The following is a 23664-nucleotide window of genomic DNA, read 5'->3' on the forward strand; positions in this document are numbered from 1 at the left end:
GCCAGCGGCACCGTCACTTGCGACAGCATGCCGTAGGTGGCGCCCACGTCCGGCGATTCATTCAGCGGCGGCAACACCACGATCGAGCGCGGCTTGCTGGCCTTGAAGGCTGCATAGTCAACGTTCTTGGTCGGTGCCGCGCAACCCGCCATCAGGGCCACCACGCCGGCCACGGCCGCCAGTTTCAAAAAGCGCTTGGCCATCAGTTGGTCCCCTTCTTCACGTTCTTCATCAGGAAGTCGATGTACGAGGTCGACTCCGGAAACAGTGCCTTCTCGCTCTGGAATTCCTGCACCATCTGGTCGTCCTTGCCCAGACCCGAATACAGCAGACCCAGCTGGGCGTGATAGCCCGGTGGCACCGCGCCGTTATTGGACTTGATCTTCTCCAGGCCGCGCTCGAGTTCTGCGACTTGCGCTTCCTTCGCTTCGCCCTTGAAGTAGCCGTACACCTGCGGTTGGTAGCCTTCCCACTGGTACAGCGGCTTCGGGCCGGCACAACCGGCCAGCGTTGCACTCCCGACGGCCACGCCGGCCGCCACACGCCACATCGCAAACAGCTTGCTCATGAGTGTTGTTACCCCTGTCTGATTTTTCGTTTTGTTGTGTTACTGCGCGCCCGGCTTCCAGGCGCCGCTGTCGATCGCGCTGGTCAGCTTGTTCACGGCTTCGCGCATGGCCAGGTCCAGCACCTTGCCGTTGAGCGTCGAGTCATAGCTGGCAGTGCCGCCAAAGCCGATCACTTCACGGTTCGACAGCTTGTATTCACCCGCGCCGCCCACCGAGTACACGACTTCCGAGGTCGAGATGTTGACCACGTTCAGGGCGACCTTGGCGTAGGCCACTTGCTCCTTGCCGCGACCCAGGATGCCGAACAGCTGCTGGTCGCCGGTTTCCTTGCGGCCGAACTCGGTCACGTCGCCAGTCACGACGTAATCGGCGCCCTTGAGCTTCTGCGCGGTGTTCTTGATGGTCGCTTCCTGCTTGATCTCGGCCATGTTGTCGCGATCAAGCACGTTGAAGCGGTTGGTCTGCTGCAGGTGCGTGATCAGGATGGTCTTGGCCTGACCGCCCAGGCGGTCCACGCCGTCCGAGAACACGCCGCGCATGTAGGCCGAACGGTTGTCGAACTTGCCCACGGCGATCGGCGTGCGCACACCGGTGTATGCCTGGCCGGCCGTTGCCACCTGCTGCACCGGCAGCGCCTGCGACGTTTCGGTCGCGCAGCCGCCGAGCATGCCCAATGCCAGCGCAGCCGCGCCGGCAAACACCACTGTCGAGATTGCCTTCACTCGATTTCTCCCCTTGAAAATTTCTTAAGTCAGTATTCCAAAATACTTACATCTACGCGCGACGCATTTGCGCAAATTGCGCAAAAAGCATCGGCGCAGCGTGTCACGCGCATCAGACAAACAAGGAAGAGAACGGGATGACGCGCCGTGCATGAAGACCGGCGGATGTCTGGCAGCGCAAGCCCGCAGCAACGCGCTGGCGACAAGGCGCGCCCGACGCTGCAGCGCAAGCCCGCGACGTGGCACACCACTCCCAACAACTACCCCTGAGTACCTGCTTATATTTTTGACGACACCCAACCCGCTGGCGCCGAACGGTGGATTTTACCGTTAATCGGACGTTATTCAGAAAACTTAAAACCGAGCGAAAGCTTTTCCCCCGAATTGCGGGTTGACTTTTAAAAATTGAAAGCAATCAACTTAACTCGACTGCCCGTGCCGCCCAGCACCTGCTGCAAACCGGGCCGCACCGGCCACGCCTTCGGCAAACACCATCGGTGTGCCACGCGCGCCCTCCTGCTGCAGCGCTTGTGCCAGCGGTAGATCCCACTGCCCGTAGGCTGAGGCACGATCGGCCAGCATGCATTGCTGCGGAAACGCGGCGATCTCGCGGGCGAGCTGCTGTGCGACGACCAGCGCTTGCCCCGTCTCGACCACGCGGCTGGCGAGGCCCATGGCGAGTGCCTCATCAGCTTGTACCGCACGGCCGGTCAGGATCATGTCGAGCGCGCGCCCCATCCCAACGATGCGCGGCAAGCGCACCGTACCGCCATCGATGAGCGGTACCCCCCAACGCCGGCAGAACACGCCAAACACGGCATCGTGCTCGACCACGCGCAGGTCTGCCAGCAGCGCCAGTTCCAGCCCACCCGCCGCGGCATAACCGCTGACCGCCGCGATCAACGGTTTGGACAATGCCATGCGCGACGGCCCCATCGGCCCGGGGGCCGCGCCGTCAGGGTCGAGGTGATTGCGTCTGGCGGGATCGCCAACAGCGGTCAGGTCCGCCCCGGCACAGAAGTGTCCGCCCGTGCCGCCGAGCACCGCCACCCGCAGCGCGTCATCCGCCTCAAAGCGCTCGAACGCCGCAAGCAGCGCGGCGGCGGTTGGCCCGTCCACCGCGTTGCGGCAGTCGGGCCGGTTGAGCTGGATCGTGCAGACCGGGCCATCGGTCTGGAACAACACGGCGGCGGGCATCGGCGGTCTCCTGTTGCGGGTCGTTCTGGCTGGCCGCCCGATGCTACACCTGCGGCGAGGAGGGTTTCGAAGCGGGTTTCGAAGCGGGCTCCGCCTTGGGCGCGTGATGACGCGCACCACGATATTTGCGCCACGCCCATTCCTTGATGTCATCCACCTTCTCGAACACCACCGGCACCACCAGCAGACTCAGGAATGTGGACGTCAGCAACCCGCCGATCACCGCCACCGCCATCGGCGCACGAAAGCCCGCGTCGCCCTCCAGGCCCAGCGCCATCGGCACCATGCCGGCGGTCATCGCCACCGTGGTCATCACGATCGGGCGGGCACGCTTGTGGCACGCATCGAGGATGGCCTCGGTGCGCGACATGCCGAGGTCGCGCCGCGCCACGATGGCGTACTCCACCAGCAGGATCGAGTTCTTGGTCACGATGCCCATCAGCATCAGCAAACCGATCAGCGCCGGCAGCGACAGGCTGAAGCCGAACAGCGCCAGCAGCCCGAACGCCCCGCCCACCGACAGCGGCAACGCCGCCAGGATCGTCACCGGCTGCGTGAAGTCGTGGAACAGCAGCACCAGCACCGCATACACGCACAGCACCCCCGCGAACATGGCGAGCAGGAAGCTGCCGAACAGCTCCTGCATGCCTTCCACATCCCCCGCGGCGATGCGGTGCACGCCCGGCGGCAGGTTCTTGATGGAGGGCAGCGCCTCCACCGCTTGGTTGGTCTCGCCCAGCGCCCTGCCCTCCAGCCCCACGCTGATGGTGATGTTGCGGCTGCGGTCATAGCGGTCGATCTGCGCGGGGCCACTGGCCAGCGAGATGTCGGCGATGTTCGCCAGCGGCACAGCCCCATCGCGGCCGGGCACGCGCAGCTGGCGGATGGTCTCGATCTGGTTGCGCGCCTTCGGGTCCAGCTCGACGCGGATGTACACCTGCCGCTCCGGCAGGTTCATCTTGGGCAGGTTGACGTCGTAATCGCCGGCGGTGGCTACGCGCACGGCCTGGCCGATGGCCGCGGCCGTCACACCCTGCTGCGCCGCGCGGGCAAAGTCCGGGCGAATGATGATCTCCGGCCGCAGCAGGCTCGCCGACGACGTGACGGCCCCCAGGCCTGGCACCGTGCGCAGGTCACGGATCACGTCGCGCGCCGCGTTCTTCAGCGTGGACGGATCGTCGCCGGCCAGCACCACCTGCAACTGCTCGCCCGAGCCGACCGCCCCAAACGAGATGCGCACGCCCGGCACGCTCTCCAGCTGTTCGCGCAACTCACGCTGGATCTGCTGTTGGCTGGCGTGACGACTGCGCCGGGGGGTGAGCGAGATCGTCAGCGTGGCGGTACGCACCTCGCCGGCGCTGGAGCCGGGCACGCCGGCCATCACGCCAGAGCCGATGGCGGTGTATACGCGGTGCACCTCCTTGTGCTGCATGACGACCTGGCGCACACGTTCACTGGCCTCACGCGTCTGCGCGATGGTGCTGCCGGGCGGGGCTTCCACCGTCATCTGCAATTGCGCCCAATCTTCCGGTGGCAGGAAGGTGGCTGGAATCAGGCCGATGATGGCGACCGACGCAACAAAGAACGCCGCCGCCATGCTGCTGGTCTTCCACGGATGCGCCAGGCACCAGCGCGCCGCCTTCAGGTAGCGCACCATGATCCAGCTATCGCGGTTGGGCTCGGCCAGCGGCTTGAGCAGGTAGGCGGCCATCATCGGCGTGAGCAGCCGTGCGACCAGCAGCGAGGCCAGCACCGCCAGCGACGCCGTCCACCCGAACTGCTTGAAGAACTTGCCCGAGATGCCGCTCATGAAGGCCGTCGGCAGGAACACCGCCACCAGCGTGAGCGAGGTGGCGATCACCGCCAGCCCGATCTCCTGCGCGGCCTCCATCGCCGCCTCGAATGGCGGTTTGCCGTTACGCAGGTGGCGCACGATGTTCTCCACCTCGACAATGGCATCGTCGACCAGGATGCCGACCACCAACGTCAGCGCCAGCAACGTGATGCCATTGAGCGTGAAGCCCAGCAGGTCCATGGCCGCGAAGGTCGGGATGATCGACAGCGGCAGCGCCACGGCCGAGACGAACGTCGCCCGCCAGTCGCGCAGGAACAGCCACACCACCAGCACAGCCAGGATGGCACCCTCGTACAGCGCGTGCATGGACGCGGCGTAGGCATCCACCACCGGCTTGACCATGTTGTAGACCTCGGTCATGTGCACGTTGGGGCGCTCGGCCTGCAGCTTGGCGATGGCCGCACGCACCTCTTCGGCCACCGAGATCTCGCTGGCGCCGCGCGAGCGGAACACCTGGAAGCTCACCACCGGCTTGCCATCGAGCAGCGCCATCTGGCGCGGCTCGGCGGCGGTGTCGCGCACGTCGGCCACATCCGACAGGCGGATGCGCCGACCATCCGACAGCGGGATGTTCATCTGCGCCAGGTCGCGCGCGCTCGTGACGGTGCCGAGCGTGCGCACCGCCTGTTCCTGCCCGCCGATGTTGCCGCGCCCGCCCGGCGCCTCCTGCTGCATGCCGCGCACCTGCACCGAAACATCGGCCGCCGTGGCGCCCAGCGCCTGCAGCCGCACCGGGTCAAGCTGCACGCGCACCTCGCGGTCGACGCCGCCCTGGCGCGTGACCTTGGCCACGCCTTTCACCGACAGCAGCCGTTTGCTGACGGTATTGTCGACGTACCAGGACAGGTCTTCCGCGTCCATGCCCGGCGCTTCCACCGCATAGGTCAGCACCGGCAGGCTGGCGAAGGTCACGCGCGAGATGACCGGCTCCTGCACGTCCGATGGCAGCTGCGCACGCACACGGCTGACGGCATCGCGCACGTCGTTCACCGCCTCCTGCACGTCCTTCTCAAGCTGGAACTCGACCATCGTGACCGACACGCCGTCGTTGATGGTGGAAGTGATGTGCTTGATCGCGCCGATGCTGGCGATGCTGTCTTCGATCTTGCGCGTGACCTCGGTCTCAAGCGTCGTGGGCGTTGCGCCTGGCAGGCTGGCGGTGACGGACACCGCCGGGAAGTCGATGTCGGGAAAGTTCTGGATGGAGAGCATCCGGAACGACACCAGCCCCGCCACCGTGATCAGGATGAACAGCAGGATCGACGGGATGGGCTTGCGGATGGCCCAGGCGGAGAAGTTCATCGCGCGGCCCCTGCCGGCGCCGAAATTGGTCCACTCACGGCTTCGCCAGCGGCGGCCACGCGCACCATATCGCCATCGGTCAGGAACGCGGCACCGACGGCGACCACGGCGTCGGCCGCGCCGATGCCCTGCGTGACCTCCACCTGCCCATCCTGGCGGCGGCCGATCGTCACCTTGGTCTGGCGCACGTGGTTCTGCTGGCCGATCACCATGGCGTAGTCGTAGCCGTCGCGCGAGAAGACAGCAGTCTCTGGCAGGGTCGTGGCGGGCGCGTTGCCCAACAGCACCTCGCCGGAGAGGTACATGCCGGCCTTCACGCCACCGGGCGCGCCAGCATCGGGCGGCAAGTCGACGTAGACCAGGCCGTTGCGCGTGTTGGGGTCCACCGTGGGCGCGATCTGGCGCACGCGGCCCGTCACGACGCCGCCGTCCATCTTGTGCAGACGCACCGTCTGGCCGGGCTGGATGCGCGGCAGCAGATCGCCGTGCACTTCCGCACGCCACTCCAGGCGGTTCTTGCGGATCAGCTTGAACAACTCGGTGCCGGCCGACACCACCGCCCCCACCGTCGCCGAGCGCGCGCTGATCACGCCATCGTCCGGCGCCACCACGCGCGTGTAGCGCAAGCGGATCTGCTGGCTGTCGAACTGCGCGCGGGCCGAGGCCAGCTTGGCGGCCGCCGTCTTGGCCTGCGTGTCGTACTGAGTCAGGTCCTGCTGGCTGATGGCGCCGCTCTTGTCGAGCTCGTGCGCACGGTGCGCCTCGCCGGCAGCTTGCGCGGCGGCGGCCTCGGCTTCGGCCAGCGCGGCGCGCTGCGCGGCCAGGTCCGTGCGCACGGTCTCGTCCGACAGGCGCGCGAGCAGTTGGCCCTGTTTGACCACGTCGCCCACGTTGACCAGCACGTCCGCCAGCTTGAGGCCGCTCACCTCGGCGCCGATGCTCGCCTCCTGCCATGCCTGCACGGCACCGCTGGCCATGGCCGTACGCGGCCAGTCACGCTGGCTCACGTGGACCACGTTGACGGTCAGCGCTGGCTTGGCCGCTGCGGCCTTGGCGTCCGGCCCGCGCTGTCCGCATGCGGCAAGCAAACCCGCCAAGACCGAAGCCACTGCGGCCATCCAAACTCGTTTTGCAGTCATGAAGCGTTTCCGGAGGTCGCGCTGCGGCTCGCAGCCGGCGCCGAAGCATTGGGGGAAGTCGTGGTCGACGGGATGGCGACGCCAGCGTCATCACGCCAGCCGCCGCCCACGGCCTTGTACAGCGCGACCCACGCCTGCGCGCGTTCGAGCTGCACCGCCGCCAGCGATTGCGATGCGGACAGCGTGGTGCGCCGCACATCTTCGAGTTGCAGCAGGCTGCCAGCGCCAAGGCGATAGCGCGCGCTGGCGGCCTCCAGCACCTTGGCGTATTGCGCGTCGGCGACGGTCGCCGCATCGAGCCGGCGGTCCGCCGCATCCAGGCGCACCAGTGCATCCTCGACTTCCTGCACGGCCTGGCGCACCTTGGCACGGTAGCCCGCCAGCGCCTGGTCGTAGCGGGCACGCGCGGTTTCCACCCGCGCGGCACCGGCACCGCCGTCGAAGACCGGCAACGACACCGACGGCCCGAACGACCACGACTTGGTCGTCAACGATTGCCCGCTGATGCGGAATGCATTGATGCCGATCGAGCCCGCCAGCGTGAGCGACGGCAAGCGGCTCGCCACCGCCACCCCAATGTCCGCACTGGCCCCCGCCACCGCACACTCCGCCGACGATACATCGGGCCGCTGCGACAGCACCTGGGCCGGCACCTCGGGCGCGCCGGCATCGGGCGGTGCGGGAATGCGGCCGCTGCCCGGCGCCAGCCATGCCGCCATCGCTGCATGGTCGAGACCGGTAAGCGTCACCAGCCGGTCGAGACCCTGCGCGCACTGGGCGCGCTGGCCCTCCAGCACGTTGGTCGCATCGGCCACGGTCGCCTGTGCCTGCGCCAGGTCGGCCGGGGCGACAAACCCAGCGCTGAACTTGCGCTCGGTCAGCTGCAGGGTCTCCTGGCGCGAGTGCAACGTGGTCTCGTCGATGGCGACCAGCGCCTCGCACTGGCGCTGCTGCAGATAGGTGTTGGCCACCTCCGCCGACAGCGTGACGCGGGCATCGTGCCAATCGGCGAGGCTGGCATCGAAGCGCGCGTCGGCGCCTTCCAGGCTGCGTCGCTTGCCGCCAAAGAGATCGAGTTCCCACGACGCATCGGCGGTCGCGGCCAGCGTGGTGAAGGTGCCGAGCCCCAGCGTCGGGCTCAGGCTGGTAGAAGACACCCCCGCTCCGCCCAGCCCGCCCGTGAACTGACTGCCACCAAAACCGCCTTGCCGGCTGGCTGAGCCGCTGCCTTTCAATTGCGGAAACAGCGCGGCCTGGCTGCTCGACACCGACGCACGCGCCTCGCGCACGCGGCCGACCGCCTGCGCCAGCGTGGGGCTGGTGGCATCGGCCTGTTCAATCAGTTGCGTGAGGGCGGGATCGCGGAACTGCTCCCACCAGCGCGCGAGCCGCATGCGATCGCCGTGATGCGGCAGCGTCGCGTGCCAGCCGGTGGGCGCCTCGGTGCCGCCCAGCTGGGGCGTGCGGTAATCCGGCCCGACCGCGCAGCCGGCCAGCGCCAGCAACACGGGCGCGGCGCATCGGGCAAGGCCGCCGTACAACCGTGTGCCGGCGGGTCGACCTGATTCCATGGGCTCATCCTTTGGACTGCGCCTCGCGGCGCTGGCGGAATTATGCCCAGTCGGGTAGGGCCGGGACGCATTTCCCGGCACGAGGGGGTCCGTTTTCATCGGCCCAGATGATGCATCAATCGTAGGGGGCTGCGTGTTACGACACGATAAGGTGGTTCGGTGCATCAGTCGATCGTCAGCCGGTCCGCTACGCCTCGCCCGGCGGGGTGGCTAAGCCTGTCCACGTCGCTTAGCATCCCCCGTTTCTGCTGCCAGCAGCCTTGGGGGGCGGCCTAACGCGCTGTCGGTTAATTGCATAGTGAGCGCTCCCCGCGACATATGATCCGGGCGTTCCTTTTCAGGTGGTGGATATGGTGGCTGCGTCTGCGGTGGAATCGCCGGTATCGGTCGGATGGATTGGCGCGGGGCGGCTGGCGCGCGCGCTGGCGGAGCGCGCGCACCGCGCGGGCGTACGCAGCGTAGCGGTCGCGAGCCGGACGCAGACGCATGCGGCCGCGCTGGCTCAGGTGCTGGCGGCACAGCCGCTCGACGCGCAAGGCGTGGCCGACCGCGCGGACTGGGTCTTCATCACCGTGCCGGACGATGCGATCGCTGCGGTGGCGGCGAGCGTGCGGTGGCGGCCGGGCCAGCTCGTCATCCATTGCAGCGGCGCAAGCGAACGCGACGTGCTGGAGCTCGCGCGGCAGGCCGGCGCCGCCACGGCCAGCTTCCATCCGCTCTTCCTCTTTGCGGGCCTGCCGGACGATGCCGAGCGCCTGGGCGGCGCCTCCATCGCCATCGATGCCGATGCGCCGCACGACGCCGCGCTGGCCGATCTGGCCCGCCGGCTCGACTGCAAACCGCTGCGCGTGCGCGCCGGCCAGCGCGCGCTGTACCACGCGGGCGCCAACTACGCCGCCAGCTTCCTGCTGTGCGCGCTGCACGAGGCGGCCACGCTATGGCAAGCCGCCGGTATCGACCGCGATGACGCCATCGCCGCCATGTGGCCGCTGGTGGACGGCACCCTGGCCGCCGCGCGTGCGCGTGGTCTGACTGGGGCGCTGTCTGGGCCGGTTTCGCGTGGCGATGGCGGCGTGATCGATCGCCACGTGCAGGCGCTGGATGCGCTCGGCGCCGACCATGCCGCGCTGTACGCCGCGCTCACGCGTCGCGCCCTGGCCCTGGCCGCCGAGCGCGGCAATCCTCCGGCAGCGGTCCTTGAGGACCTCGCGGCACGCCTGCCCGGAACGCAATAGCAATTCCGGCAGCGTGGCGATTGGCGTGGCCGCATGCACCATTACGGCGCGCGCGTTACCATCGGCGGCTGATTTGCCTCCATTGCCGCCATGTCCCGCCAACCGCAGCCCACCGCCTCTCCCCTCCATGACACTGCCAGTGTCCGCTCGACAAGCGCACTGGCCCTGTTGGTGGTGGGGCTCGTGCTGGTGGGGGTGAACCTGCGGCCAGCGCTGTCGAGCCTGTCACCGGTGCTCAAGCAGGTGGCGGCGGGGACCGGGCTGTCGGGCGCGACGGCTGGCCTGCTGACAACGCTGCCGGTGGTCTGCCTGGGCGTGTTCGCGCCGGCGGCTGCCGTGCTGGCCCGCCGTTTTGGCGCCGAACGCGCCGTGGGCGGGTTGCTGATTGCGCTGGCCGCGGGCATCGCCTTGCGCAGCGCGGGCGGCGTGGTGCCGCTGTTTGCCGGCACGCTGGCGGCAGGCGCATGCATCGGCGTGACGGGCATCCTGCTGCCGGGCATCCTCAAGCGCGATTTCGGCCGCCAGGCGGACCTGATGACCGGCGTCTACACCATGGCGCTGTGCCTGGGCGCGGCGGTTGCCGCGGGCGCGAGTGCGCCGCTGTCCGTATGGCTCGGAGGCTGGCAACCGGCGCTGGCGTTCTGGGCCATTCCGGTGCTGCTCGCCTTTGTCGCCTGGTGGCCGCACATGCGGCATGCGCACGGCAAGGGCTCAGCCGCGCGCATCGAGCGTGTCTCGCTATGGAACAAGCCGATCGCGTGGCAGGTGACGCTGTACATGGGGCTGCAGTCGTCGCTGGCGTACTGCGTGTTCGGCTGGGTGCCGGTGATCCTGCAGGACCGCGGCCTGTCTGCCGTGCAGTCGGGCATGGTGGTGGCCGTGTCGATCATGGTGCAGCTCATCACCGCGTTGGGTGGACCCTTCGTGGCGCGGCTCGGGCGCGACCAGCGGCCCGCCGTGCTGCTGATGATGCTGATGTGCTGGGCTGGCCTGCTCGGCTGCCTGTATGCGCCGCTCTCCACGCTGTGGTGGTGGGCCGTGCTGCTGGGCCTGGGCCAGGGCGGCAACTTCAGCGTGGCGCTGTCGCTGATCGTGCTGCGCTCGGCAGACGCGCGCGTGGCGGGCAGCCTGTCGGCGATGACGCAGGGCATTGGCTACACGGTGGCCGCAGCCGGGCCCTATCTGATGGGCGTGCTGCACGACCTGACCGGCAGCTGGGCGGTGATGGGCTGGCTGTTCAGCGCGATCGCGCTGGCGTCCATTACAGCGGGCATGCTGGCCGGCCGCAATCGCACGTTGCACGCCGACCAATAGGCACCCATCAGGCGCCCGTTATTTCGCCTTCTTCGATTTGCCGGCCCGGAAGCAGCCGGCTTCGTGGTCGTCCACCATCCCGGTCGCCTGCATGAAGGCGTAGCAGATGGTCGGGCCGACGAACTTGAAGCCGCGTGCAATGAGCGCCTTACTCATCGCCTTGGAGGTATCGGTGGCGGCGGGCGCGTCACGGTAGCTCTCCCAGCGATTGACCACCGGCTTGCCGCCGACGAAGCCCCACAGGAACGCATCGAGCGAGCCCACTTCGTCCTGCACCTCCAGCACCTTGCGCGCGTTGATGACGGCCGCCTCCACCTTGGCGCGGTTGCGCACGATGCCGGGGTCGGCGAGCAGCTTCTCGATGCGCGCGGGCGTGAAACGCGCCACCCGCGCCGGGTCAAACCCGTCGAACACCCCCTGGTAGCGCGCCCGCTTGCGCAGGATGGTCTGCCAGGACAGCCCGGCCTGCGCGCCTTCGAGCACGAGCATCTCGTAGAGATGGCGATCGTCGTGCGAGGGCGTGCCCCATTCGGTGTCGTGGTACGCGATCATCAGCGGGTCGTCGTTGACCCAGCAGCAGCGGGACATGCGAAGTCTCCTGAATCTGCGCGGCTGAACGCAGTCAGCGCGCTTCGGCTTGATCGGTCTGGCCTGCAGCCGGAGCGCCGGCCGCACCCGGCAACAGCGGCACCTCAGCGATGCGCGCCTCGATCTGGGCCAACGCCTCGGACAGCGCGTGCACGAGATCGTCGGGCAACCCGTCGAGCGTGGCATTGAGGAAAGCGACACGGCGCGGCATGCATTCGAGCACGATCGCCAGGCCGGCATCGGACAGGGAGACGTTGGTCAGGCGGTTGTCGCGCGCGTCGGTGGTGCGTTCAATCCAGCCGAGCTGGTCGAGCACCTTGAGCTGGCGGGTGAGCGCGCCGGGGTCCATCTGCAGGCGCTCGGCCAGCTGCTTCTGGGCGAGGCCGCCGCCGGACTGGTCGTGCAGCGCCAGCAGGATGCGCCAGCGTGGCATGGGCTGGCCGACGTGCACCTCGAAGGCGGCCATGAACGCACGGTAGGTGCGGCCGAACTGGTGCATGACGGCGAAGCGTTCGCGTTCAGAGGTCATCGATCAGGCGTGAAATTGCGGGAATGCGCGCATCGTAACCGGTTCGGGTCACGAACGTCTTAGAAACGCTGTCAAGATGATGTGAAGTCATTTCGCCGGCCTAGCGCCGCTGGACCGCTGGGATCACCTTGAGCGCGTTGCTGAGTCCGTGTGTTGGACGGGCTCCACGTGATGCAGCACCACCGGCGGCACCCGGCGCACGCGCCACAGGCCGATGGCCGCCACCACCGTCGCCGCGATCAGGCCAATGTGGATCGCGCCCACCAGCACATGGCGCGCCACCTCGAGCAGCGCGGCGCCGTCGTGGCCGGCCGCGTGCATCTGCGCGAGCAAGGCGGTCTGCGCTTCATGGTCAATGAGAATTTCCGGATCGGACAGGCGGTGCAGCCACTGCGTCGCATTATCGGCGCGCAGGGCATCGCCCACGCCGGAGGCAAAGCGCTCGCTGACCAGCGTGCCGACCAGCGCGGTGCCCACCATGCCGCCCACCATGCGCAGCGATTGCAGCAGCGCCGTGGCGATACCCAAATGCGCGCGGCCGGCGCTCTGCTGGGCAAACACCGTCAGGTTGGGCAGCACGAAGCCAAGGCCCAGGCCCGCCAGCAGCATCAGGAAGGTGAGCATCCCATGCGACGTCGTGCGCGACGAGACCGACATGCCGGCCAGCGCCAGCGTCAGCAGCACGAAGCCCGCGTACAGCATGACATTGGGCTTGGGAATGCGCGTGACGATGCGCCCGTTGATGATGCTGCCCAGCGTGATGCACACCACCAGCGGCGTGATGACCAGCCCCGCCTCCTGCGGCGACATACCGAAGCCGCCCTGGAACAGCAGCGGCGCATAGAACAGCACCGCGAACATCGAGAACCCCGACAGCATCGCCAGCATGAACAGCGCTGCCAGCGACGGGTTGCGCAGCATGTCGAATGGCAGCAGCGGCTGCTCGGCACGTTGTTCCCACCACCACAGGCCCACAAAGGCCACCACCGACAGCACCAGCCAGCCCAGCATCGGCAGCGACAAGCCATGGCGCGGCAGCCATTCAACGAAGAGCTGCAGCGCGCCCAGCGCCACGGTGATCAGCACCGCGCCCTGCCAGTCCAGGCGGATGCGGCCAACGTGCGCGTTCTGGCGCAGATGCGGCAGGAAGCGCCAGGCAAACCACAGCCCCAGCACGCCAAACGGCACGTTCACGTAGAACACCGAGCGCCAGCCAAACGCCTGCGTCATCCACCCGCCCAGCGTCGGGCCGATGGCATTGGCGATGCCGAACGAGGCACTGAGCATCACCTGCCAGCGCAAACGTACGCGCGCGTCGGGAAACAGATCGGGAATACAGGCATAGGCCGTGCCGACCAGCATGCCGCCGCCGATGCCCTGCAGCGCGCGCGACCACACCAGGAAGGTCATGCTGCCCGCCATGCCACACATCACGGAGGCGAGCGTAAAGACCACGATGGAGGCGATCACGAACGGCTTGCGCCCGTAGAAATCGCCCAGCCGTCCAAAGATCGGCACGGTCACGACGGACGTCAGCAGATAGGACGTCGCCACCCACGCATAGAGCTCGAAGCCCTTGAGCTCAGCCACCACTGTTGGCAGCGCGGTGCCGACCACGGTCTGGTCCAGCGCCACCAGCACGACGACAAAGCAGATGCCGAGCATCGCCAGCAGCGATTCCTTGAACGGCAAGACCTGGGTATGGGAATGCGGTAGCGCGGTGTGGACGGCCATGGCGGGGGAGACAAATGATACATCAACGATTGATGCGTCAATCATTAGTCTACCGGAATCACTGACGTTCTGCTGGCGAGTGATCGCTAAAAATAAAGTCGGTCGGATGAAAATAAAGTCTGTCGGAGCGCCAGCGGGTGGGCGGCCATATGACACGTTGCTCAGCACAATACCCGGCAATGAGAGCTAATTGCCCTCCCCCTTTAGTTAGGATCCTTTGTTCAGCTGTACCGTTAGAGAACCCAAGGTAGTCCATACCGCACTTCTGACAGCACAAAGCCCAATCCCCCGATGCTTCAATCATGGCGGCCAGCACTCCTTTTGTAGTCGCTTGGCCTAGCGCAGCAACGCCCCTCAACTGCTCATGCTTCCGTCGGGTGGCGCCGAAACATGACCTCCTCCCCACCGGCCTGACCGAGATGCTGGTCATGTCATTGCTGGTCGTCCGAGCTGTTCCACGATTTTTGGGTATCTCTGTGCATCGACTTCGCTCTGCGCTTCCCCAGACAATGGGTCTAGTTGCAACCGAATGGCGCACCGATGAAAACCTACCCTGCATTTCGGGCGGCGGCCTGTCACGTCGCCCCGTATTACTTCGACACGCCGCGCACGATCGACAAGGCTTGCGCCTTGATCGCGGAGGCTGCCAGCCATGGTGCTGCACTCGTCGCGTTCCCCGAGGCCTTCGTGTCATGCTTCCCCGTCTGGTCGGGCGTCTATGCCCCCGTCGACGTACATAATTTCTTCCATCGGCTGGCCTCGAGTGCAATCGAAGTTCCCGGGCCAGAGGTACGGCAGCTGCAGGAGGCTGCTCGCCGCCACGGTGTCGTCGTGTCGATTGGCATCAATGAGGGGACGCCAATCAGTCCAGCGTGCATTTGGGACACCAATTTGCTCATTGGCGAGGACGGCCGTTTGCTCAATCGGCACCGCAAACTGGTGCCGACGTATTGGGAAAAGCTGACTTGGGCCAATGGCGATGGCAGTGGATTGCGCGTGGTCGACACGTCCGTCGGCCGCGTCGGCGCACTCGTCTGCGGCGAAAACACGAACTCGCTTGCCAGATTCGCGCTGCTGGCCCAAGGCGAAAGCGTCCACATCTCGTCCTTTTCTCCGCGCTGGCCAACTCACCCGCCCGGAGAGTCTGGCTATGACCTCGAAGGCGCCATTCGCTTGCGTGCAGGGGCGCATGCATTCGAGGGCAAGGTATTCAACATTGTCGCTTCCGGATTTTTGCCGTCGCAGGCTATCGACCTTGTCGCCCGCGACAACCCACGTGCGCGGCAACTGCTGGAGGAGTCACCGAAGAGCGTCTCGATGATTTTCGGTCCTGATGGCCGAGTCATCAGCGACACGCTGCGCGACGACGAGGGCATCGTGTACGCTGATATTGACCTCGCCCGTTGTGTGGTGCCCAAGCAGTTCCAGGATGTAGTGGGCTACTACAACCGCTTCGACGTCTTCAATCTGCAGGTCAATCGTCGTGCACTCACCCCCGCAGGATTCGCAGACGATGCCTCAACGTTGCACGCCAACGACGTGCTTTACGCACCCTACACGCCCGATGGCGATACTTACGGCCAAAGCAATGAGCCCGTACACAGCAGTCTTTGATGACCACGCGATGATTGACCTCTACAGCGACACAAAGACAAAGCCCACCACAGGCATGCGCGAGGCAATGGCTTCTGCCGTGGTGGGCGACGAGCAGGCGGACGAAGATCCGACCACGCGAGCACTGTGCGCGCACGTCGCGTCGTTACTAGGATATGAGGCCGCACTCTTCATGCCTTCGGGAACGATGTGCAATCTTGTCGCCACGCTCGTGCATACGCGCCCTGGCGACGAACTTATCGCCGACGCCGGCGCACACATCTGCGCGACCGAAGGTGCTGGCGCGTCGGCAATTGCAGGTGTGGCTATCGCCCCCCTCACGACGCGCAATGGGGTGTTTTCCGCAGAGCAGTGTCGCTCAGCAATCCGAGTGCCGTCCCGAACGGCACCAAGATCTGCAATGGTATCGGTCGAGCAAACGACCAACTTCAGCGGTGGCGCTGTTTGGCCAATCTGTACGCTCAGAGCGGTTCGCGATGTCGCACACGACGCGAGCCTTTTCACTCACATCGACGGTGCGCGCTTGCTCAACGCATCGGCGGCCACTGGAATCGCTCCCGCCGAATACACGGCAGGCTGGCATAGTGCGTGGATCGATTTCAGCAAGGGCCTGGGTTGTCCCGTTGGCGCCGTACTGTGCGGAAGCGAAGATTTTATCCAGGATGCGTGGACGTGGAAGTACCGGCTTGGTGGCGCTATGCGTCAGTCGGGTGTTCTTGCTGCAGCCGCGCTCTATGCGCTTGAACATCATGTTGAGCGACTTGCAGACGATCATGCGAACGCGAAGCTGATTGCCGGCCTGCTTGCGAATAGTCCCTACTTTGCTCTCGATACGGATCCGCCGCAGTCAAACATACTGCTCTTTCGCGTGCAGAACCTGCGGATCGATGTGCGAGCATTCGCGGACCATGTACTTGCACGCGGGGTACGGGTGCGGGTGCTCGACGACGGCAGGATTCGCGCGACGACACATCTGGATGTGATGCGCGAATCGTGTGAACTGGCAGCAGCCACGCTTATCTCTGTCGCAGAGGAATGGACTTCATAGAGAGCGCTGGCGCCAAACTCTTTCTCGTTGATGTATTCACTCGGCGTGCATTGCGGGGCAATCCCGTAGCCGTAGTGATCCCGCAGACTGAACCGGACGCCGGTACGATGCAAGCGGTCGCCGAGTGGATCGGAATGCCGGAAACCGTCTTCGTGATGCCACACGTGGCCGATGTGCGTGCCGATTACCGAGTGCGCATCTGGTCCCCCATGCGGGAGCTCCCGTTCGCAGGGCACCCATCCATCGGCGCCGCGCGTGTCCTGATTTCGAAGGGCATCGCAGTGCCTCATGACGGGGGGCTGCTGCAAGAATGCCCGATGGGCCTGGTACCGATGCGCACGTGTGATGCGTCCTCCGGGCGCATCGCGTTCGAAACACCCGCGCCGCGCGTCATACCGTTTGGTGTGGACGATACTCGCGCCGTGACAGCGGCACTTGGAGCCGATGCCGCTGGTTGCGCCGTCTCGTTCGTGGACGCTGGTGCGCGCTGGCTTGTTGCGCTGTTCGACCGCCCGGACGCTATCGATCGTCTGACGCCTGACCTGCGTTCCATCGACGGCCTAAGCCGCGTTCACGATGTCTCGGGCATCACCGTCGTTGCGCGCACCGATCGCGCAGACGCACACTATGAACTGCGCTCGTTTGCGCCAGCCATCGGGGTTGCCGAAGACGCTGCGTGCGGAGGTGGAAATGCATGTGCGGCCGCTCTGATCGCGTCACGGAATGGATGGCGCGAAGGGTCGGCGAATGCCATAGCAACCCAAGGCCGTCATGTTGGCCGCGACGCAAGCATCTATTGGCGTGGACCAGATGGCTTGAGACGGATCGAGATTGGCGGATTTGCCGTGATTGTCTCCGAAGGCAATCTTTGCCTTTAGTGGCGAGAGATGGAATCTGGCGCAACTTCTCGGCTTCACAAGAATGGCAGGCGATGTACCCACGATCGGTCGCTGAATCTTTGCATCGCGATACCAGCCCCACGCCACAGACATCAGCCAACCATTTCGCGCATCAAATTGATCAGACGCCCCAACGCGGAGCGCCGACGCTCGTCGAGCGGATTGCCGCAATTGAGTCGTATATGGTCGTCGAAGGCCCCTCCCGGAGCGAACAGCGGGCCGGGCGCAACGGTGATGCCCTCCCGATAAGCGCGCCGAGCAAGTGGCATCGCCGACAAGCCGCTCGGCAGGCGAATCCACAACAAATAGCCACCGTCCGGCTCGCGCACGAACGTGCCTCGCGGCGCATGCTCACGGATGTATTCGACCGTCTCCCGAACTTGGATGCAGCACTGCTTTCGCAGCCGCCGCAAATGATGCTGGTAACTTCCGCCCTCCAGAAATTCGCCTATCGCCTCTTGAATGATCAGAGGCTGGCCAACGCTCATTGCGCGCTTCAAGGAAACGATTTCCCGGTGACGCTGCCCGCCGGCGACCCAGCCGACACGCAATCCTGGCGCAAGCGTTTTGGACAGAGAGCTGCAAAGGAGCACATTGCCAGTACGATCGTATGACTTTGCCGCGCGCTGCACGGCGTTGAAATGCAGATCGCTGAAAGTCGCGTCCTCGATCAACGGAATCGCCAGGGATTCGAGCAGCGCCACAAGTGCCTGGCGAGTCTCGTCTGTCATGCTCACGCCGGTTGGATTGCTCACCGCCGTCGCAGCAAGACAGGCTGCGACGCGGTGCTCACGCGCTATCTGCGCCACCTCCGTCAGGGCTTCGGTCTCGCGCCCATGGAACCGTACGGGCACCGGATACATGCCGAGTTGTGAAATTGTGGAGAGGTAGCCGTAGTAGGCAGGCGATTCGACGATGACCGCATCGCCCGGCTTCCCCACGGTCTGGAGACACAGACTGAAGGCTTCTACGCAGCCGTTCGTAACCAGGAGGTCGTCAGCCTCTAGCTGGCAGTTCCAGTTTGCCGCGTGTGACGCAAGGCTGTTGCGCAGTCGCTGTGCCCCCGGTGAAAACGACACTGTGGAAAGAAGCGCGCTATGACGCCGCACGGTCGCGGCAATACAGCGGGCGAGTGCGCCCGCAGGAAAGAGTGCTTCACCGCATAGCGCCGTACCGAATGACACCACTCCTGGCAGGTTGTCCATCCCGTTAAGCGCGTCGTGCGTAGTCGGTCCATCAGCCTGCTCCAATGCTACGGCGGAATTGTCGGAACACCTGCGTCGGCGCGGCCCCGAACTCACGAAAAAACCTTTCTTCGAACGGCTTTCGATCAGCCGCCGGTCTTCCAGTGTTCGATACGCGGCCAGCACCGTCGTGATGCTGACACCATGGCTACGGCTCAATTCGCGCACCGACGGCAACCGCTGCCCAGCGACCCAGAGCCCCTGCTCGATTTCGTCCGCTAGACGTGCAGCCAGCGCGACGTGCAAGGCAAGTGATGGAGTTCCCATGATTTCGATCGTTGGGTGGATTCACGACGCGCCCGAGCGTCCCATGTTCGTATCCCGACTTGGCCAACGCTGCATAGATGCACCTGTCAGCGACATTGCAACGTATGACACAGCAAAAATGAGGCGGAGCGCAAGAATACGCACGACTGGATCCATCGCTTTGGACAGCTGTTAGCCCCGCGCCTCATCGACGTCACTCTTTGAATAGCGCCCGGGCGGCATGCCGACGTGCCGCGTGAACGCCACGCCGAAGGCGCTGACCGAGCTGTAGCCGACGTGCTCAGCAATCTCCGCCATCGCGCGTTCACGTTGCCGCAGCAACTGCTTCGCGAGTGCCATGCGCCATGCCAGCAAGTATTCCATCGGTGCGACCCCGACGGCGCGGCTGAAGCGCTCGAAGAAGGCAGAACGCGACATCGCTGCCTCGCCTGCCAATTGCGCGACGCTCCACTGGGCCGCAGGGCGCTCATGCATGCAGCGGAGCGCCACCGCAAGTCTAGGATTGGCCAACCCGCGCACCAGACCCGGCGCCTCGGCCGTGCTCGCTGTCAACCGGAGTGCCTCGATCAGCAGCACCTCAAGCAGACGGGCCATCACGATGTCGCGCGCGGGCCGATCGGCGCGGGATTCGTCGCCCACCATCTGCACCAGTGTCGACAAGCGATGCTCGCCACGCACGTGCACATACTGTGGCAGCAGTGACACCAGCAGGGCCGAATCCGGTGACCCGAACACGCAATTGCCCACCAGCATGCGCACGTCCACCGCGCCGTCCGGATCGCCTACGCGCGCACCGCCAAGCATCGGCGCAATCGGCGTGGTGACCGTTTCCCCTTCGCGCGGTGGCTGCCGATCAAGGCTGGACGTCGCAAAGCTACGCGCGGCGGGAATCAGCGCAAAGTCGCCTTCGCTCAGCGTGATCGTCTCGCTGTGCGTCGGGCCGTCTACCGTCAGATGGCAGCGACCTTCGAGTACGACGAAGTAGAACGGGCGGCCCGTCTCGGTGCGGCGCACCGCCCAGGGCGCCGATGCGACGACGAGCTTCGAGAATGGCGCGCCGGGCCGCAACAACGACACGACTTCCGCCAGTGGGTCGGTCATCTTGGACGATCTCAACAAATAAACGGACTTTAGATTATAGATGGTCCGGACTCTCGCCTCTATCGTAGAAGCACCATCAACCCCAAGGAGTTCCCAATGTCCCCCACTCCCACCATCCTGATCACAGGCTGCTCTTCCGGTTTCGGCCTCGAAACGGCGCGACTCTTCCTCGACAAGGGTTGGCGCGTCGTCGCGACGATGCGCACGCCACGCGAAGACCTGATGCCGCGCTCGGACCGGCTTCGCGTGCTACCGCTCGACGTCACCGCCGCCGAGAGCATCCGCCGCTGCGTCGAGGCAGTTGGGCCGATCGACGCCTTGGTCAACAACGCCGGTGTCGGCCTGCTGAAGCCACTGGAAGGCGTCGCGCTGGCCAGTGCTCGCGAGGTTTTTGAGACCAACGCGCTCGGCACGATCGCGATGACGCAGGCCGTACTGCCTCAGTTCCGGCAGCGTCGCGCGGGCGTTGTCGTGAATGTGACGTCAAGCGTAACGCTGAAGCCGTTGCCGCTCTTGTCGGTCTATACGGGCAGCAAGGCGGCGGTGAATGCGTTCACGGAATCGCTCGCGTTGGAGTTGGCCCCCTTCGATGTCCGCGTGCGACTCGTGTTGCCGGGGCGGGCGCCGGGAACGAGCTTCGGCGACAACGCCCGTCGGCTGATTGGTGACAGCGCGCCCGACGCCTATGCAGACTTCACGCAACGTGTGTTCGCCGCCGTGCAGGACAGCACCACACCGGTTACGCACGCACAGGATGTCGCCGAGGCCGTGTGGCGCGCGGTCACCGATCCCGCAGCGCCAATGCGGATACCGGCGGGTGCCGACGCGGTCGAGCTTGCGGGGGCGTGAGGGCGCCGCGAATGCTCAAGCGCCAGCTTCCGCATGGACCGCCCTTTGGCCCATCGCGGCAAGCCGGCAATGTCTGCCAACCAACCCAAAGAGCGGCCTATGAACCTGCTGTTCACGCAGGTCCTCATGTCCCGAGACTCAGGGGGCCGCTCCAATCCGCATCAGGAGTGCTTTGTGGCTCTCCGCTCAATTGTCGCCCGCCATTTCATCAAGAGAGCTCAATTGCTTGCCCTCTTGGTCGAAGTTTTTGGGATCCAGCCAACGCTCGAAAGCACTCCGGCGTGCGGGCCATTCAGCATCAATGATTGAGAACCACGCAGTGTCTCGGCTCCTGCCCTTGTAGACGACAGCTTGGCGGAATACACCCTCGAACTGGAATCCGAGGCGCGCTGCCGCGCGTCGGGACGGCTCATTGAAGGCATCACACTTCCATTCGTATCGGCGGTATTGGAGATCCTCAAAGACGTACTTCATCAAAAGGTACTGCGCTTCAGTTGATAGAGGCGTGCGCTTCAGCAACGGCGAGAACATGACGCTGCCGACCTCGATGACTCCGTTTGCGACATCGATCCGCATGAGCGCCAACGTACCCACTGCTCGCTGAGTCGCGATATCCACAACGGCAAAGTGCATGGGATCGGAGCTGCTGACGATGGATTCGACGTACGAGCGGTAATCATCCGCGCTCCGAAATGGGCCCATTGTCATGTAAGTCCAATCTTGATTGTTCGTCGCGAGCACATAACCGGTGTGCAAGTCCAAGGCATGTCGAGCCGCGTCAAGAGGCTCCACCTTGCAAAGTCTGCCAGTAAGGGTAACCCGCTCGGGAGGCCGGCGAGCTGTCCAACCAGGTAGAGGGGTGCCGATGGGTTGCTGGAATTCATTCAACAGGATAGACATAAAGACTCCGCAGTTCAGAATCAGCCGCCCCATTGCGATGGATGCGGCTGCGAGAGGTTGTAAAGAAACTTACTGAAGATTTAGACGACGCCTTGCGCCCCAGATAGCCCAGCCGCTGGCGATTGCCCCAAACATCACGTAATAACTTGGGGAAAGCGGGTCGCCTGTGATGGAACCCAGACCTGTCAGGACGAATGGAGCGAATCCGCCGAATAGCGTCACGCCGAGGTTGTAGCTCAGGGATAGCCCGCTCGTGCGCATGTTCGCGGGAAAAATTTCCGCCATTAGGGCAGGCAGTGGAGCGAAATAAAGCGTAATCAGCAGGCCAAGGAGGCTCTGGACCGTGATCAGTGTTGCCAACGAAGGAGATTGCTGGAGCAGCGCAAAGGCCGGATACGCCAGCAGGAATGTGGCAACGGCACCGGCAATCATGGTCTTCGTTCTGCCGATGTGGTCGGAGAGTAAGCCAATCAACGGGGAGAGCAGAAAAATGACCCCACCCGTCATGACTGTTCCGACAAATGCCGTAGCGGCGTCGACATGAAATTGCTTCGCAGCATAGGTCGGCATGAACACCGACATCCAGATCGTGATAGTGGCCACGATGATCAAGCCGGCCGAAATCAGGACACGCACCTTCTCATACTTGAGCATCGCTGCCATAGGGTGCTTTGCCGGCTGGATCCCCGTGAACTCTGTCGATTCATTGGTGGCGCGACGGATGTACATGCCGAGCGGACCAAGAAGGGCGCCGAAGACGAAAGGGACGCGCCACCCCCAACTGCTGAATTGGTCCGGTGTGAGCGACCAGGCCAGGAGCGCGCCGAACCCCGACGCCATCATCATGGCAAGCCCCTGCGTTGCGGTTTGCCAGCTCGCGATAAAGCCACGCCGATGTGGATTGTGCTCAGCCAATAGCGCCGTCGCGCTTCCGAACTCTCCCCCCGCCGAGAAGCCCTGCAGCATGCGCCCGCCAACGATCAGGATGGGAGCCGCCACGCCAATGGCGGCGTAGGTGGGCGTCAGCGCGACGATCAGCATGCCCACTGTCATGAACAGCAGCGATAGGCTCATCACCTGCCTTCTGCCGAGACGGTCGCCGAGATTGCCCAGATAGATGGCACCCAACGGCCGCATAACGAACGTGACACCAAACGTCCCAAGGAACAGCAGCAGGGATGCAGTGTCGTTGGTCGCCGGGAAATACAGCTTGGCAATGGTCCCAGCCATGATGCCGTAGATGTACAGATCGAAGCACTCCAAGATGTTCCCCAGCGTCGCCGCGACGATGGTGCCTCTTGCAGTGGTTGAGCGTGTCTGGATTGCTCCAAAGCAGATGGTAGCTTCGGCCGTGTTTCCTCCTTTGGGAACGCTCCCGCGCGCCTGTGGGTTGCGTGTGCGCCCTGTCGTTATGCGTAAGTCGAGAAGCGGCACGTCCCGCTCGTCGCTTCTCGTCTTTGAGGCTGATCTCTGTAAGCCTTCTGCGCTTTAATTGCTCTTTGCCGGCGCAAACATGCCTGGGCCGTCATAGTTCACGACCGTTTCCCCTTCGCCAACGCGAACGAAGACGTAGTGGACGCTGTCCCCGCCTTCCAGAATCTGGCATCGATGAATGGCTCGGCGGGGGAAGTACGCGTAGTCGCCTTTGCCGATCTCGAAGGACTGCACCCCGTTTTCGCCGTAGTCCACGCGAATGCGCCCGGACAGCATGAACATCACGCTGTCGAACTCTTCGTGGTGGTGCCATTGGCTTGGTGCATCCAACGCCGTCACGTGGCATTGGCCAACCCACAGATCCCCAACTTCCAGTGCTTTCTTGCGCACTTGGCCTGGCGTGTGCGGACCCATCTCCAACTGGTCCGCTTTGATAAAGCCAATCTCCTTGAACAGTCCGGTGCTCATCGCTCTCTTTCCTCACAGTGGTTGAACGTTCCTGCTTGCATCTGGAACATGGCAACCTTAAGCTGTTCATTCGGAGATAACTGGC

21 protein-coding genes are annotated in these 23664 nt (G+C 64.9%); 6 read left to right on the forward strand and 15 right to left on the reverse strand.

All coding sequences use genetic code 11. The features are described from left to right. The 7 genes from QZ609_RS01695 to QZ609_RS01725 form a co-directional block, all read right to left on the reverse strand. The coding region (locus QZ609_RS01695) for a GNA1162 family protein (protein ID WP_295490174.1) at positions 1 to 203 on the reverse strand (203 nt) is incomplete at its 3' end. Beyond that, a complete protein-coding gene (locus QZ609_RS01700) occupies positions 203 to 568 on the reverse strand; it encodes a DUF4810 domain-containing protein (RefSeq protein WP_295490177.1) in 366 nt (121 codons plus the stop codon). The genes QZ609_RS01695 and QZ609_RS01700, both read right to left, overlap by 1 nt. Positions 569 to 607: 39 nt before the next feature. Next, the gene (locus tag QZ609_RS01705) at positions 608 to 1291 is read right to left on the reverse strand and encodes a CsgG/HfaB family protein (protein ID WP_295490180.1); all 684 of its coding nucleotides are present in this window, start codon (positions 1289 to 1291) and stop codon (positions 608 to 610) included. Between the two features lie 420 nt (positions 1292 to 1711). Continuing rightward, positions 1712 to 2488 (reverse strand): crotonase/enoyl-CoA hydratase family protein, encoded by a 777-nt coding sequence (locus tag QZ609_RS01710; protein ID WP_295490183.1) that lies wholly within the window; start codon positions 2486 to 2488, stop codon positions 1712 to 1714. Between the two features lie 43 nt (positions 2489 to 2531). Further along, on the reverse strand, positions 2532 to 5645 hold the full coding sequence (locus QZ609_RS01715) for an efflux RND transporter permease subunit (RefSeq protein WP_295490185.1): 3114 nt from the start codon (positions 5643 to 5645) through the stop codon (positions 2532 to 2534). After that, on the reverse strand, positions 5642 to 6763 hold the full coding sequence (locus QZ609_RS01720) for an efflux RND transporter periplasmic adaptor subunit (RefSeq protein ID WP_295490187.1): 1122 nt from the start codon (positions 6761 to 6763) through the stop codon (positions 5642 to 5644). The genes QZ609_RS01715 and QZ609_RS01720 overlap by 4 nt, the downstream gene beginning before the upstream one ends. Positions 6764 to 6780: 17 nt before the next feature. Next, positions 6781 to 8355 carry an efflux transporter outer membrane subunit gene (locus tag QZ609_RS01725; RefSeq protein WP_295490189.1) on the reverse strand — a complete coding sequence of 525 codons (1575 nt, stop codon included), beginning with the start codon at positions 8353 to 8355 and terminating at the stop codon, positions 6781 to 6783. Positions 8356 to 8705: 350 nt separating this feature from the next. Here QZ609_RS01725 and QZ609_RS01730 point away from each other — a divergent pair, with 350 nt between their 5' ends. Next, on the forward strand, positions 8706 to 9590 hold the full coding sequence (locus tag QZ609_RS01730; protein ID WP_295490192.1) for a DUF2520 domain-containing protein: 885 nt from the start codon (positions 8706 to 8708) through the stop codon (positions 9588 to 9590). Between the two features lie 90 nt (positions 9591 to 9680). Then, a complete protein-coding gene (locus tag QZ609_RS01735) occupies positions 9681 to 10904 on the forward strand; it encodes an MFS transporter (RefSeq protein ID WP_295490193.1) in 1224 nt (407 codons plus the stop codon). A gap of 18 nt (positions 10905 to 10922) precedes the next feature. Here the strand turns inward: QZ609_RS01735 and QZ609_RS01740 are convergent, their stop codons facing one another. The 3 genes from QZ609_RS01740 to QZ609_RS01750 form a co-directional block, all read right to left on the reverse strand. Next, the gene (locus QZ609_RS01740; RefSeq protein ID WP_295490197.1) at positions 10923 to 11492 is read right to left on the reverse strand and encodes a DNA-3-methyladenine glycosylase I; all 570 of its coding nucleotides are present in this window, start codon (positions 11490 to 11492) and stop codon (positions 10923 to 10925) included. A gap of 34 nt (positions 11493 to 11526) precedes the next feature. Then, complete coding sequence (locus tag QZ609_RS01745; protein WP_295490200.1) at positions 11527 to 12021, reverse strand: MarR family transcriptional regulator; 495 nt, start codon at positions 12019 to 12021, stop codon at positions 11527 to 11529. Positions 12022 to 12144: 123 nt separating this feature from the next. Further along, complete coding sequence (locus tag QZ609_RS01750; RefSeq protein WP_295490203.1) at positions 12145 to 13755, reverse strand: MFS transporter; 1611 nt, start codon at positions 13753 to 13755, stop codon at positions 12145 to 12147. Positions 13756 to 14295: 540 nt separating this feature from the next. Here QZ609_RS01750 and QZ609_RS01755 point away from each other — a divergent pair. The 3 genes from QZ609_RS01755 to QZ609_RS01765 are packed head-to-tail and all read left to right on the forward strand — an operon-like array spanning position 14296 to position 17295. Continuing rightward, on the forward strand, positions 14296 to 15369 hold the full coding sequence (locus QZ609_RS01755; RefSeq protein ID WP_295490205.1) for a carbon-nitrogen hydrolase family protein: 1074 nt from the start codon (positions 14296 to 14298) through the stop codon (positions 15367 to 15369). Between the two features lie 10 nt (positions 15370 to 15379). Continuing rightward, positions 15380 to 16417, forward strand: coding sequence for a threonine aldolase family protein (locus tag QZ609_RS01760; protein WP_295490208.1), 1038 nt, complete (start codon positions 15380 to 15382; stop codon positions 16415 to 16417). Beyond that, positions 16405 to 17295 (forward strand): PhzF family phenazine biosynthesis protein, encoded by an 891-nt coding sequence (locus tag QZ609_RS01765; protein WP_295490211.1) that lies wholly within the window; start codon positions 16405 to 16407, stop codon positions 17293 to 17295. The genes QZ609_RS01760 and QZ609_RS01765 overlap by 13 nt, the downstream gene beginning before the upstream one ends. A gap of 113 nt (positions 17296 to 17408) precedes the next feature. Here the strand turns inward: QZ609_RS01765 and QZ609_RS01770 are convergent, their stop codons facing one another. Both QZ609_RS01770 and QZ609_RS01775 read right to left on the reverse strand, forming a co-directional pair. Beyond that, positions 17409 to 18827 (reverse strand): PLP-dependent aminotransferase family protein, encoded by a 1419-nt coding sequence (locus QZ609_RS01770; protein WP_295490214.1) that lies wholly within the window; start codon positions 18825 to 18827, stop codon positions 17409 to 17411. 171 nt (positions 18828 to 18998) lie between these two features. Then, positions 18999 to 19928 (reverse strand): AraC family transcriptional regulator, encoded by a 930-nt coding sequence (locus QZ609_RS01775; RefSeq protein WP_295490217.1) that lies wholly within the window; start codon positions 19926 to 19928, stop codon positions 18999 to 19001. Between the two features lie 96 nt (positions 19929 to 20024). Between QZ609_RS01775 and QZ609_RS01780 the strand changes: the two genes are divergently transcribed. Then, on the forward strand, positions 20025 to 20777 hold the full coding sequence (locus tag QZ609_RS01780; RefSeq protein ID WP_295490221.1) for an SDR family oxidoreductase: 753 nt from the start codon (positions 20025 to 20027) through the stop codon (positions 20775 to 20777). 186 nt (positions 20778 to 20963) lie between these two features. Here QZ609_RS01780 and QZ609_RS01785 read toward each other — a convergent pair whose 3' ends face one another. The 3 genes from QZ609_RS01785 to QZ609_RS01795 all read right to left on the reverse strand — a co-directional run bounded on the left by QZ609_RS01785 (position 20964) and on the right by QZ609_RS01795 (position 23579). Beyond that, a complete protein-coding gene (locus QZ609_RS01785) occupies positions 20964 to 21677 on the reverse strand; it encodes a GNAT family protein (protein WP_295490224.1) in 714 nt (237 codons plus the stop codon). A gap of 69 nt (positions 21678 to 21746) precedes the next feature. Beyond that, entirely contained in the window at positions 21747 to 23111 is a 1365-nt protein-coding gene (locus tag QZ609_RS01790) for an MFS transporter (protein ID WP_295490227.1), read from the reverse strand. Between the two features lie 54 nt (positions 23112 to 23165). Next, complete coding sequence (locus tag QZ609_RS01795) at positions 23166 to 23579, reverse strand: cupin domain-containing protein (protein WP_295490231.1); 414 nt, start codon at positions 23577 to 23579, stop codon at positions 23166 to 23168. Positions 23580 to 23664: the final 85 nt, after the last annotated feature.

Source organism: uncultured Ralstonia sp. (assembly GCA_913056305.1).
Taxonomy (GTDB): domain Bacteria; phylum Pseudomonadota; class Gammaproteobacteria; order Burkholderiales; family Burkholderiaceae; genus Ralstonia.